This is a genomic window from Pseudoclavibacter sp. JAI123, assembly GCF_013409665.1.
In the GTDB taxonomy this organism is placed as follows: domain Bacteria; phylum Actinomycetota; class Actinomycetes; order Actinomycetales; family Microbacteriaceae; genus Pseudoclavibacter.
Genome location: NZ_JACCCM010000002.1, coordinates 62,785 through 74,972, shown reverse-complemented (window position 1 = coordinate 74,972; position 12,188 = coordinate 62,785). Strand labels below are relative to the sequence as shown.

General features: G+C 69.3%; 9 protein-coding genes. 3 read left to right on the top strand and 6 right to left on the bottom strand.

Annotated features, from left to right (window positions below; all coding sequences use genetic code 11):
- Window positions 1-25 precede the first annotated feature (25 nt).
- Together HDC34_RS12570 and HDC34_RS12565 are read right to left on the bottom strand one after the other, a co-directional pair.
- On the bottom strand, window positions 26-796 hold the full coding sequence (locus HDC34_RS12570; protein WP_104252379.1) for a fumarylacetoacetate hydrolase family protein: 771 nt from the start codon (window positions 794-796) through the stop codon (window positions 26-28).
- 74 nt (window positions 797-870) lie between these two features.
- Complete coding sequence (locus tag HDC34_RS12565; protein ID WP_179557234.1) at window positions 871-2,472, bottom strand: APC family permease; 1,602 nt, start codon at window positions 2,470-2,472, stop codon at window positions 871-873.
- 199 nt (window positions 2,473-2,671) lie between these two features.
- Between HDC34_RS12565 and HDC34_RS12560 the strand changes: the two genes are divergently transcribed.
- Entirely contained in the window at window positions 2,672-3,985 is a 1,314-nt protein-coding gene (locus HDC34_RS12560) for an LCP family protein (RefSeq protein WP_179557233.1), read from the top strand.
- Between the two features lie 116 nt (window positions 3,986-4,101).
- Here the strand turns inward: HDC34_RS12560 and HDC34_RS12555 are convergent, their stop codons facing one another.
- The 3 genes from HDC34_RS12555 to HDC34_RS12545 are packed head-to-tail and all read right to left on the bottom strand — an operon-like array spanning window position 4,102 to window position 8,027.
- Window positions 4,102-5,682, bottom strand: coding sequence for an APC family permease (locus tag HDC34_RS12555; RefSeq protein WP_104311112.1), 1,581 nt, complete (start codon window positions 5,680-5,682; stop codon window positions 4,102-4,104).
- The gene (locus tag HDC34_RS12550) at window positions 5,679-6,605 is read right to left on the bottom strand and encodes a universal stress protein (RefSeq protein WP_179557232.1); all 927 of its coding nucleotides are present in this window, start codon (window positions 6,603-6,605) and stop codon (window positions 5,679-5,681) included. Before HDC34_RS12550 ends, HDC34_RS12555 begins: the two co-directional genes overlap by 4 nt.
- A gap of 51 nt (window positions 6,606-6,656) precedes the next feature.
- A complete protein-coding gene (locus tag HDC34_RS12545; protein WP_179557231.1) occupies window positions 6,657-8,027 on the bottom strand; it encodes an NAD(P)/FAD-dependent oxidoreductase in 1,371 nt (456 codons plus the stop codon).
- Window positions 8,028-8,208: 181 nt separating this feature from the next.
- On the opposite strand from HDC34_RS12545, the gene HDC34_RS12540 reads away from it, so the two are divergent.
- A complete protein-coding gene (locus HDC34_RS12540) occupies window positions 8,209-8,886 on the top strand; it encodes a TetR/AcrR family transcriptional regulator (RefSeq protein ID WP_308807340.1) in 678 nt (225 codons plus the stop codon).
- Between the two features lie 339 nt (window positions 8,887-9,225).
- Here HDC34_RS12540 and gabT read toward each other — a convergent pair whose 3' ends face one another.
- Window positions 9,226-10,575, bottom strand: coding sequence for a 4-aminobutyrate--2-oxoglutarate transaminase (gene gabT / locus HDC34_RS12535; protein ID WP_258067985.1), 1,350 nt, complete (start codon window positions 10,573-10,575; stop codon window positions 9,226-9,228).
- Window positions 10,576-10,713: 138 nt separating this feature from the next.
- On the opposite strand from gabT, the gene HDC34_RS12530 reads away from it, so the two are divergent.
- The gene (locus HDC34_RS12530) at window positions 10,714-12,168 is read left to right on the top strand and encodes a PucR family transcriptional regulator (protein WP_179557230.1); all 1,455 of its coding nucleotides are present in this window, start codon (window positions 10,714-10,716) and stop codon (window positions 12,166-12,168) included.
- Window positions 12,169-12,188 lie beyond the last annotated feature (20 nt).

Genomic DNA, 12,188 nt, shown 5'->3' with positions numbered 1-12,188 from the left:
GGCGAACTCGCCGGAGAGTGCGGCCCTAGCGCGCGGTGACGGGGTTCGAGAGCGAGCCGATGCCCTCGATCGTGCAGGTGACGGTGTCGCCCTTCGCGAGGGGACCGACGCCAGCGGGAGTTCCGGTGAGGATGATGTCGCCGGGCAGCAGCGTGAACACGCTCGACGCGTACTCGACGAGCTTCGCCACCGAGGTGATCATCTGCGAGAGGTCGCCTTCCTGGCGCAGCTCACCGTTGACCTCGGCCGTGATGCGCCCCTTCGACGGGTCGAAGTCGGTCTCGATGATCGGGCCGAGCGGGCAGAACGAGTCGAAGCCCTTGGCGCGGGCCCACTGGCCGTCGCTCTTCTGCAGGTCGCGGGCCGTCACGTCGTTGGCGATCGTGTAGCCGAAGATGACCTGGCCCGCATCGGCGGCCGGCACGTTGCGGGCGACTTGACCGATGACGACGGCCAGCTCGGCCTCGTGGTCGACGCGCTCCGACTGGGGCGGCAGCACGATGGGGTGGCGCGGACCGATCACCGAGGTGTTCGGCTTGAGGAACATCATGGGGACCTCGGCGGCCTCGTTGCCGAGCTCGTTGGCGTGCTCCGCGTAGTTGCGGCCGAAGCCGATGACCTTCGAGCGCGGCAGCACGGGCGATTGCAGCTGCACCTGGTCGATCGGGATGCGTTCGTCGAGCGTCTCGTAGCCGAGGTAGAGGGGGTCACCCGCCAGCTTGACGTAGACCTTCTCCTCCTCGTCGAGGATGCCGAAAGTGAGCTGACCCTGGTATTCGAAGCGCGCGATCTTCACCGGGCCAGCCTACAGCGGACCGGGCCGACCGCGGTCGGGCGATGCCCAGCCACGTCACGCCAGGCCGGCACGAACTACTGCAGCGCCGGGGCCGGCTCCGCGTCGCCGTCGGCGCCCGTCTTGATCGTCTCGCCGCGGAAGAAGCCGGGGCTGCGGAAGTACTGCACGACCATGAGCACGACACCGAGCAGGAGCACCCCGACACCGAGCACGAAGACGAGGCCTATGCCGTCCTGGGCGATGCCGTCCGCGTCGTAGCTGGTCGCGAAGATCGCCGAGCCGGACCCGAACGACGGCGAGAGCGACGCCCTGGCGGTCTCGAAGAAGAAGTAGAGCAGCGCGAGGCCGCCGAGCAGCGGGAACATGAAGCGGAAGAACACGTTGCGCGTGGATGCGAGCAGCGAGCGACGGAAGTACCAGACGCAGGCGAGCCCGGTCACGCCGTAGTAGAAGCAGACCATGAGGCCGAGGGCCGCGATCGTGTCCCACAGCGCGTTCTCGGAGAGCAGGCGCAGCACGATGTAGAAGGCGATCGCCGCGACGGCCGAGGCGATCGTCGCGACCGACGGCGACTTGAAGCGCGGGCTGACGCTCGCGTACGACTTCGGCAGCGCTCCGTAGTGCCCCATCGCGAGCAGCGTGCGCGACGGCGACACCATGGTCGACTGCAGCGAGGCGGCCGAGCTGAACATGACGGCGACCGTCATGAGTAGTGCGAACGGCCCCATGATCGGCTCGGCGAGGGAAGCGAGGATGCTCTCCTGGTTGTCCGGGTTGCCGGCGCCGAGCCCCTCCTCGCCGATCCCCGCGTACGCGAGCACGGCGAGCGTCATGAGCACGTAGATGGCGACCATGACGAAGATCGTGAGCATGGATGCGCGTCCTGGCGTCTTCTCGGGGTCCTTCGCCTCCTCGTTCATCGTGATGACCGTGTCCCACCCCCAGAAGAGGAAGATCGACAGCGAGACGCCCGCCGAGATCGCGGCGAGCGAGCCGACCTCGAACGGGTTGAACCAGGACAGCTCGACGGGCGTCGCGTCGAACGCGGTGCCGTTTCCGACGTGCACGAACGCCGCGATGATGAACCAGACGATCGCGATGAGCTGCACCACGACGAGCACGTACTGCACCTTCTTCGTCGACTCGACGCCCCGATACGAGATCCACGCCGCCAGCGCGGTGAAGATCACGGTCATCGGGATGTTGATCCACAGCACGCGTGTGAGGTCGGCGAGCGCCGGGTTCTGGAAGATCTGCGCCAGCATGATGAAGAAGAAGTCGACGGCGACGGCCGCCAGGTTGGAGAGCACCAGGACGGTGGCGGCGATGAGCCCCCATCCGCCCATCCACCCGATCCACGGGCCGAACGCGCGGGTCGCCCAGGTGAACGACGTGCCGGAGTCGGGCATCGCCGTGTTGAGCTCCCGGTAGCCGAAGACCACGAGCAGCATGGGGATGAAGCCGACCATCATGATCGCCGGCGTGTACACGCCGACCTCCGCGATGGTGGGGCCCAGGCCGGAGGTGACGGCGTAGGCGGGGGCGATGCAGGAGACGCCGATGACCGCGGCTCCGAGCACGCCGACCTTGCCGGCGGAGAGGCCCTTCGCGCTCAGTCCCCCGCCGTGCAGCTCCTCATTGAGCTTCGCGGCGGCTGCGGTTTCCGAAGTTGTCATTTGGTGATGATGACCCATCGACGGTGACCCGTCAATGGGCCGAAATGGCCCCGAAATATACGTGAATCGACAGAACGGCCAGTGGCCTCCACCGACCCGTCGGTTTGCAATCCGGCCGGGCCCGCGAGAGATTGGCACCTGCTCGCGCGTGTCCTCCCCCTCGAGAGTTGGTGGGCAGCACCCTCGACCGAGAGGCACCATGAAGAGGCCAACAGACCCGCATCCCGTCATCGAGACCCTGCTCGACGGTGCCGACGACGACGCAGCCCGTCCCAGCCCGCGGTCGCCGAGGCGCGCATCCGCACCGTCCGCCCGCCGCCCCAGGGCTGGCGAGGGCCGCCACGTGTCCAGGCGCAGGCGCACGAGCTCGAAGTTCGTGAGACGCCGCATCATGGTCGCCGCGGCGGCGGCGGTCTGCGTGACCATGGTCGCGGGCATCAGCTTCGTGTCGGCCACGTACTTCCAGGTCGTCGGCAACCTCGCCGACAACGCGGTCGGGCGCGCCGACGGAACGGGCACCGAGATCTCCGGGTGGGACGGCGCCGTTAACATCCTCATCATGGGCTCCGATTCGCGGGACGGGCAGACGAGCGCCGACTACGGGGAGGCCGGCGGGGCCAGATCCGACGTCATGATGCTCCTGCATGTGTCGGCTGACCGCGAGGACGCGACGCTCATCAGCATCCCCCGCGACACCATGCTGCCGACCCCGGAATGCACGACTCCGGCGGGCGACATCGTGCCAGCGCAGGAGGCCGCGCAGATCAACGGCGCCCTCGAGAACGGGCCGTTCTGCTCGCTCGACACGATCCGCGCCTTCACGGGGCTCCCCATCGACCATTTCATCGTCGTCGGCTTCGACGGCGTCATCGGCATCACGGAGGCGATCGGCGGCGTCGACGTGTGCGTCGAGAACGACATCGCCGACGACTACTCGGGTCTCTACATGACCGCCGGCACGCACACTCTCAAGGGTGAGGCCGCCCTCGCGTTCCTCCGCACCCGCCACGGCTTCGCCGACGGAAGCGACCTCGGCCGCATCCAGGCGCAGCAGGCGTTCCTCGCCTCCCTCGCCCGGAAGGTGACGAGCGCTGGCACCCTCACGAACCCGGGTGCCCTGTACGGACTCGCCGACTCCGCGTCCAAGGCCATGACGGTCGATGAGGCGCTCGCGCAGCCGAGCAGCCTCGTTGCCCTCGCGCAGACGCTCTCGAACGTCGACCTCAGCCGGATCGTCATGCTGCAGCTGCCCGTCGTGCCGTACTGGGCAGACCCGAACCGGGTGGAGCCGCTGACCGAGGAGACCGACGCGATCTTCGCGACGCTGCGAGCCGACCTGCCGCTATCGTTCCAGGACGACGAGGCGCCGGATGCGCCGGCCGGGATGGCCCCGGAGCCCCAGCCCGACGAGGTGGCGGATGCCGAGGACGCGGCCGGCGCCCCGAGCGAACCCCTGACGCTTTCCGACGACATCGTCGGCCGGACGGCGGAGGACACCACCTGCGCGAGCTGACGAAGCACTCCGCATGAACGCAGAAACTGGGGTTGCGCATCCGATCATCTGGCCGGGATGCGCAACTCCAGTTTCTGTGTCAGGCCCGGCGCGGGCAGGGCGAGAGCGCCCGAGCGCTAGTCCTTCAGCACCTCGATCGACTGCGTGTCGCGGTCGTTGCCGATCTGGATCGTCTCGCCGCGGAAGAATCCGGGGTTGCGGAAGTACTGCACGACCATGATGACGACGCCGAGCAGCAGCACGCCGATGCCGAGCACGAACACGAGGCCGATGCCGTCCTGGGCGATGCCGTCCGCGTCGTAGCTCGTCGCGAAGAGCGCCGAGCCGGAGCCGAACGACGGCGAGAGCGATGCGACTGCTGTCTCGTAGAAGAAGTAGAGCAGCACGATGCCGCCGAGCAGCGGGAACAGGAACCGGAAGAAGAAGTTCCGTGCGGAGGCGAAGAGGCTGTGCCTGAAGTACCAGACGCAGGCGAGGCCCGTGACGCCGTAGTAGAAGCAGATCATGAGGCCGAGGGCCGCGATCGTGTCCCACAGCGCGTTCTCGGACAGCAGCCTCATGACGACGTAGAAGACGACGGCGGCGATGGCCGAGGCCAGGGTCGCGACCGACGGCGACTTGAAGCGAGGGCTGACGTCCGCGAACCGCTTCGGCAGCGCCCCGTAGTGCCCCATCGCGAGGATCGTGCGCGACGGGGAGACCATCGTCGACTGCAGCGACGCCGCCGACGACGAGAGGATGGCGAGCGACATGAGCAGCGCGAACGGCCCCATGACCGGGCCAGCGAGCGCCGCGAAGATGCTCTCCTGGTTGTCCGGGTTCCCCGCCCCGAGACCCTCGGTGCCGATGCCCGCGAAGACGAGCACGGCGAGCGTCGTGAGCAGGTAGATCACCATGATGATGATGATCGTGAGCATGGCGGCGCGGCCCGGGGTCTTCTTCGGGTCCTTCGCCTCCTCGTTCATCGTGATGACCGTGTCCCAGCCCCAGAAGAGGAAGATCGACAGCGAGACGCCGGCGGCGACCAACGACATGTCACCGAGCTCGAAGGGGTTGAACCAGGACAGCTCGACGGGCGTCGGGTCGAAGGCCGTGTTGTTGCTCAGGTGCATGAACGCGGCGATGATGAACCAGGCGAGCGCGATGAGCTGGAACGCGACGAGCCCGACCTGGATCTTCTCGGTCGCCTCGACTCCCCGGTACGAGATCCACGCGGCGAGCGCCGTGAAGAGGACCGTGACGGGGATGTTGATCCACAGCACCCGCGTGAGGTCGGCGAGCTCCGGATTCTGGAAGACCTGCGCCAGCAGGATGAAGAGGAAGTCGACGGCGACGGCGGCGAGGTTCGAGAGCACCAGGACGGTTGCCGCGATGAGCCCCCATCCGCCCATCCACCCGATCCACGGGCCGAACGCGCGCGACGCCCACGTGAAGGTCGTGCCGGAGTCGGGCATCGCCGAGTTCAGCTCGCGGTAGCCGAAGACCACGAGCACCATCGGGATGAAGCCGATGAAGAGGATCGCGGGCGTCTGCACGCCGACCTGCGCGATGGTTGGGCCGAGGCCCGAGGTCAGCGTGTAGGCCGGGGCGATGCACGAGATGCCGATGATGGTGGCGCCGATGACGCCCACCTTGCCGGCGGAGAGGCCCTTGGAGCTGAGCCCGCCCCGCTCCGTGCTGTCTGCTGTCTTCGTCATCGCCCTGTTCCTGTCTCAGTGGATTCGGCACCGGGGGCGGGCTTGGGCGCCTCGGCGGGGAGCACCGCGCGTGGCACGACGATGACCGGCACCGTCAGCACCCGCAGCAGTCGCTGCGCGCGGGCGCCGAGGAAGATGCGGCCTCCCTGCGCGAGTCGGCTGGAGCCGACGAACGCCACGTCGCCCGCACTCCAGTTCGCCTTCTCCAGCGCGGCCTCGAGGTTCTCGCCCTCGACGGTCTCGACGGTCGCCTTCCCTGATTCGAGCAGCGCCTCCGCACGGCCCGCGAGCACGGCGCCGCCGAACTCGCGCACGAACTCCTCGACCTCCTGCACCTGGCTCGGCGGAACGCGGTCGAGCTGCACGAGCGAGAGGAGACGCAGCTGCACGTCGCGCTGGAGCGCGCTCTCGACGGACGTGCCGATGAGCGCGGCCGCGCCGGAGCGCGTCCCGAAGAGGGTCGTGATGCGCGTGACTGGGCCCTCCTCCGCGAAGCCAGCTGGCGCGAGCGCCACCGGCAGCGGCGAGGCGTGCAGGAGCGTGGATGCGACGGTCCCGACCGTGAACTGGCGCAGGAGCGCCGTCGTGGCCGCCCCGATGACGATGGCGACCGCACCGAACTCCGAGGCGACATCCATGAGGCCCTGCGCCTCGCCCGAGGCGCTGCGGACGACGCCCGTCGCCTGGATACCCTCGGGCACCTGGGCGAGCGCTTCGCTCATCCACGTGTCGATCTGCTTGCCGATGATGCTGTCCGCATCGTCGAGCGGCAGCGGGTGCGTGCCGCTGTACGGCGACGTCTCCGGGGTGATCATCGCGATGATGAGCTCCGTGTCCGTGCCTTTGGCGAGGAAGGAGGCGAGGGCGAGAGCGTCATGCCCTCGGTCGCTCGCGATGTAGCCCACTACGAAACGCTGCGTCATGCTGCCTCTCCAGTTCTTCGGGTGTCGTCCGATTTCACGTGCCGTGGGCGCTCAGGACTCGAGGATGCGCTTCGCCGTAGCTTCGCCCATCCGCACTGCCCCGTCAACGTGCTGGTAGCCCTCTGCCGCGAGGTCGGAGCTCGACCAGAAGATGGGGCCGACCGGGTCGTGCTGGATGGCGCCCCAGCGGGCGAGGCCACCGAGGTCGTAGCTGGTGGCGTACGCGCCTCGCGTCCACTCCTCCGCGCCGAAGTCGGAGAGGTAGAACACCTCGGGCTCGAGTGCCTTCTGGCCGAGGAATTCGGCGACGGCCCCGAGCACGGCCGCCTTGCGCTCCTCCTCGCCGAGCGCCCACATGGCTTCGGCCGCCTCGTCGGTGATGAACCCGACGAGCGTGCCGCGCTCGTCTTCGTGGTTGGTGTTGTCGTAGACCTCCTGCACGAGGTGGCCGGCGCCGAAGGCGGTGCCGCTGAGGCCCTCTTCCCGCCAGAACGGCGTCGCGTAGGTGGCGTGCACCTTGATGACGAGGCCCATGGAGATGTGCTGGTGCACGATCATCTGCTGGCGAGGCAGCGCGGGCACGAACGAGACGCGCGAGTAGAGGTTCGGCGGCACGGCCATGATGGCGTGCTGGGCCTTCACGGTGATGTGGTCGGCGATGGCCGTCACCGGGGCGGCCTTGCCTGCGCCGTTGTCGTCCCAGTGGAGGAAGCGCACGGGGTTGTTCAGGAACACGACGTCGTCGCCGAGTTCCGCGGCCATCTGCTGGCTGACCGACTGCATGCCCCCGACGACGCGCTTGTCGAGGATGAAGCTCTCGTCGACGAGGTTCGAGAACGAGCCGGCGGATGCGGCCATGAGCACCGCCTGCAGGGCGGAGAACGCGAAGGCCGGCTTGGTGAGCATGCCGCCCGCGACGAAGAGCCCGATGTTGTTGCAGGCTTCCTCGTCGTCGGACTGCTGACGCAGCCAGTGGTGGAAGGAGATGGTGTCGAGCTCGCGGGCCTTGGCGTGCGCCCAGGGCTCGTGGGGGCCGATCTCGGCGGCGAGGCCGTCGAGGATCGCGATCATGCGGTCCATCTCGGCGGCCGTGTGCTCGCTGACGGGGAAGGTGTCACCCTCGTAGACGGTGCGCTCGCCCTTGGGGCTGATGTAGACGGACTTGCCCTCGCGGTAGCGCGAGAAGGTGTCCTTGCCGAGCTCTTCGAGAAGCGCGAGGAGTGCCGTCTGGTCCGGCGACACCCACTGGCCGCCGATCTCGAAGAACTGGCCGTCGATGATGTTGCTCCACGTGCGCCCGCCGACGCGGTCTCGCGCTTCGAGGACGGCGACGGTCTTGCCCGCCTGGGTGAGGCGGCGTGCCGCCGTGAGTCCGGATGGGCCCGCTCCGATGATGACGACGTCGCGTTCGATGGTCTGCATTTCCGCTCTTTCCGTTGTGACAGCCCCAAGCGCCCTGGCTTCGCCGTCGAAGTGAGTCAGGATGGCGACCGGGTTCGTGACCGTGCCATCCAAATGAACAGGATTAATTTACGTTAGTCGACACCGCGCCCTCGGACAAGGAGCATTTGCGAGGCGATATGGTCGGGAGACGGGAGGGCCAGTGAGCACCAGCGAACATGTCGAGTCCGATGGACAGCGGCGTGCCGGGCGACCCCGCACGCGCATCCTGACGCAGAAGCGCATCACCGACGCCGCCATGCGGGTCGCGAGCCACGACGGCTACGACGCCCTGACCATGGCGAAGCTCGCCAAGGCGCTCGATGTGACCCCCGCCGCGCTCTACAACCACGCGCACTCGAAGCGGCAGATCCTCCGCTGGATCGAGGACCGCCTCATGGCCGCCGTCGACGCCTCCGCCTTCGAGACCGAGCCATGGGACCTGGCCCTGGCCGCGTGGGCGCGCAGCTACCGGCTCGTCATGAAGGAGCACGACTCGCTCGTCGAGGCGATCGCGAAGATGCCCGTGGCAGGTGCGACCGAGACCCTCGCGATGTACGAGAGCGTTGCCGCAGGCCTCCGCCGCGCCGGCTGGCCCGACGCGAGCATCATGCCGGCGATCGTCGCCATCGAGTCGTTCATCTACGGATCCGCGTACGACCTCAACGCCCCGATCGACATCTTCGACCTCGGCGACCAGGCGGATGCGGCGCCAACGCTCGCGGCGGCCGTCGCCGCACATCCACCCCGCGAGCTGCGCGAGCAGGCCTTCGAACGCGGCCTGGAGGCACTCATCCGAGGCCTCGGCGCCGCGGCCGGCCTCGAGACGACGACCCACTGATCAGTTCCGGCCACCGCGCCCCGCCCGTTCCGAACCGTCGCGCTGAATCCGTCCTGGTGCCCAGCCCCGGCGCAGACATATGGAAAATGCAGGCTCGTCTCGAAACGAACCAGCATGAGCCCCATGTTTGCAGCCCGCTCGGCGGGATGCGGGGGCGCGGGCGCGGCGGCGGGCGCGGGCGCGGCGGCGAGCGCGGCGGCGAGCGCGGGCGCGGGCGCGGCGCGGATGCCCGCGGAGACACCTCGACGCCCCGGCGGCGCGGAATGTGCCGGGGCGTCGAGATTCTGGTGCCGGGGCTTCCCGGCGGTCTGGTGCGCGCCCGTGGCGGGCGCGAGCGGGCTACGCCTGCGCGCGGATGGCGGCTTCGAGCACGTCGAGGCCGTCGTTCAGCAGCTCGTCCGTGATGGTGAGCGGCGGGAGGAGGCGCACGACGTTGCCGTAGGTGCCGCACGAGAGGAGCACGACGCCCTGGCTGAGCGCGTCAGCGACGATCGCCTTCACGGCCGCCGGGTGCGGCTTCTTCGTGGTCGTCGCCGTGCCGGCCTCGACGAACTCGAACGCCAGCATGGCGCCGCGTCCGCGGACCTCACCGATGATCGTGTTCTCGCCGAGCTCGGCGCTGAGCGCCTCGAAGCGCGTCTTGACGATGGTCTCGATCTCGAGGGCGCGGGCAGCGAGCTGCTCGTCCTCCATGATGCTGATCGTGGCGAGCGCGGCGGCCGTGGCGACGGGGTTGCCCGTGTAGGTGCCGCCGAGTCCGCCGACGTGCACGCTGTCCATGATCTCGGCGCGGCCGACGACGGCCGAGAGCGGCATGCCGCCCGCGACGCCCTTCGCGATAGTGACGAGGTCGGGCACGATCTCCTCGTGCTCGGACGCGAACCAGGCGCCGGTGCGGCACATGCCGGCCTGCACCTCGTCGGCGATGAAGACGACGCCGTTGGCCTTCGCCCACTCGACGAGCGCGGGGAGGAAGCCCTCGGCTGGGACGATGAAGCCACCTTCGCCCTGGATGGGCTCGATGATGATGGCCGCGACGTTGTTGCCGCCGACCTGCTTCTCGATGACGTCGATCGTGCGGGCTGCCGCCTCGGCGCCGGTCAGGCCGTCACGGTACGGGTAGCTCATGGGCGCGCGGTAGACCTCTGGCGCGAAGGGCCCGAAGCCGTCCTTGTACGGGATGTTCTTCGCGGTGAGGGCCATCGTGAGGTTCGTGCGGCCGTGGAAGGAGTGGTCGAACGCGATGACGGCGTTGCGGCCGGTCGAGTGGCGGGCGATCTTGACCGCGTTCTCGACGGCTTCGGCGCCGGAGTTGAGGAGCACGGCCTTCTTGGCGTGGTCGCCCGGCGTGATCTCGATGAGCTTCTCGGCGACGGCGACGTAGCCCTCGTACGGGGTGATGCCGAAGGCGGTGTGCGTGAAGTGCGACGCGGCTTCCTGCACGGCGGCGACGACGCGGGGGTGCGAGGCGCCGACGTTGGTGACGGCGATGCCCGCGCCGAAGTCGACGAACTGGTTGCCGTCGACGTCGCGGATGATGGCGCCATCGACGTCAGCCGCGTACACGGGGACTGCGGGGACGAGCGACGCGGAGACGCTCGCCTCACGACGCGCAGTCAGGGCCTGCGACTTGGGGCCTGGAATGGCGCCTTCGAGCTTGCGCTCCTGGGCAATGCGGAACTCCGTCACGATGCTTCCCTTCCTCGGGGTTCGACCTCTTGGTATGGCTTGAAGGCTACGCGGTTCTCCCCTCAGCGATGAATGGGCACGCGCACGACGCGTCCCACGGCTGCTGTGCATCCGTCTAGGCGTGCCTACAATCGGGGCATGCTTGCCACCGTCGACACGCTTCTCGCGGACCGCTCCCTCGGCCTGACCCTGCTCACCGGAGCCCCCGGGACGAGGCGGACGGGCATCGAGTGGGTCGCGACGACCGAGCTGCTCAACCCGCAGCCGTTCCTCACGGGAGGCCAGCTGGTGCTGACGACGGGGATGCGCCTGCGCGGCACGCGCGCGTACCGCTCGTTCGTGGACTCGCTCGTCGCGGCCGACACCGTGGCGCTCGGCGTCGGCACCGGCTTCACGCACGAGAGCGTGCCGGAAGCCCTCGTCGCCGCGGCCGAGCAGGCCGGACTCCCCCTGTTCGAGGTGGCCTACGAGACGCCGTTCGCGGCCCTCACCAAGGTCGTCACGCAGGCGAGCACCGACGCGCAGCACTCGCGCCTCGAGGGCGAGCATCGGCAGCAGCAGCAGCTCGTCACCGCGCTGCTCTCCGATGGCGGCGTCGCCGGGCTCGCCGCGCGCCTCGGGCGGCTCACCAGATCGCACGTCGCCGTGACGCGTCTCGGCGAGCTCCTGGCGGGCAGCCTCGACGTGCAGGATGAGGCCGTGAGCGGCTGGGACGCGCTCCCCATCTCCACGGGACAGTCGGCCGGCGCGACGCTCCACATCACGAGCCCGCGTGTCAACGAGGGGCTCGTGAACTACGCGCGCTCCCTCCTGAGCCTGCAGCTCATGCAGGACGCGCGCCGCGTGCGGGCGGCCCGCGACGCGTCGGGTCTCGTGCTGCACGACCTCGTGCAGGGGAAGTTCGCGGTCGAGGACGCCGAGCGGCGGCTGACCGCGCTCGGCGTCGCGACGGGGCAGGCCGCGCGCGTGCTCGTCGCCGAGACCGACGATCGGCGCACGGCGGAACTCACCGCGCTCCCGTTGCCCGCCGAGCTGCAGTCGTCGGTCTCCGCGGTGTTCGATGGCCGCCTCGTCGTGATCGCGCCCGAGCGGACCCGAATGCCCGCGGCGGCTGAGGCGCTCATCGGCCTCGCGCGCTCGGCGGGCATCGCGGCACGAGTGGGCATCGGCGACCTCTACCCGCCGTCGCTCGCGCTGCGCTGGAGCTACTTCGAGGCCCGGGATGCGCTGCGGAATGCCCCGCAGGACGTGGACGTCGCCACGTCGGCCCGCCTCTCCATCTCGTCGCTGCTCCTCGCGAGCCGCGACGTGCCCGTGCTCGAGCTGGCCGCTGAGGTGCTCGGCCCGCTCGAGACGCACGACACCGAGCACGGCTCCACTCTCCTCGCGACCCTCGACGCGTATTTCGCGCACTCCGGCCAGATCGCGCAGGTCGCGGAGGAGCTCGGCACGCATCGCAACACCGTGCGCTACCGACTCGACCAGATCGCGAGCATCACGGGCCTCGACCCCCGCGTCATGGCCGAGGGTGTGCAGCTGTGGCTCGCGGGCGCGGCCAGGCGCCTCAGCCCGAGCGGCGGGATGCGCGACTGAGCTGCCCGAGCGGACGCTGC

Excerpts from the sequence above, each read along its gene's own strand:
- HDC34_RS12565 (WP_179557234.1), bottom strand. The coding sequence starts at position 2,472 with ATGACAACTTCGGAAACCGCAGCCGCCGCGAAGCTCAATGAGGAGCTG.
- HDC34_RS12560 (WP_179557233.1), top strand. The coding sequence starts at position 2,672 with ATGAAGAGGCCAACAGACCCGCATCCCGTCATCGAGACCCTGCTCGAC.
- HDC34_RS12545 (WP_179557231.1), bottom strand. The coding sequence starts at position 8,027 with ATGCAGACCATCGAACGCGACGTCGTCATCATCGGAGCGGGCCCATCC.
- HDC34_RS12530 (WP_179557230.1), top strand. The coding sequence starts at position 10,714 with ATGCTTGCCACCGTCGACACGCTTCTCGCGGACCGCTCCCTCGGCCTG.
- HDC34_RS12550 (WP_179557232.1), bottom strand. The coding sequence starts at position 6,605 with ATGACGCAGCGTTTCGTAGTGGGCTACATCGCGAGCGACCGAGGGCAT.
- HDC34_RS12555 (WP_104311112.1), bottom strand. The coding sequence starts at position 5,682 with ATGACGAAGACAGCAGACAGCACGGAGCGGGGCGGGCTCAGCTCCAAG.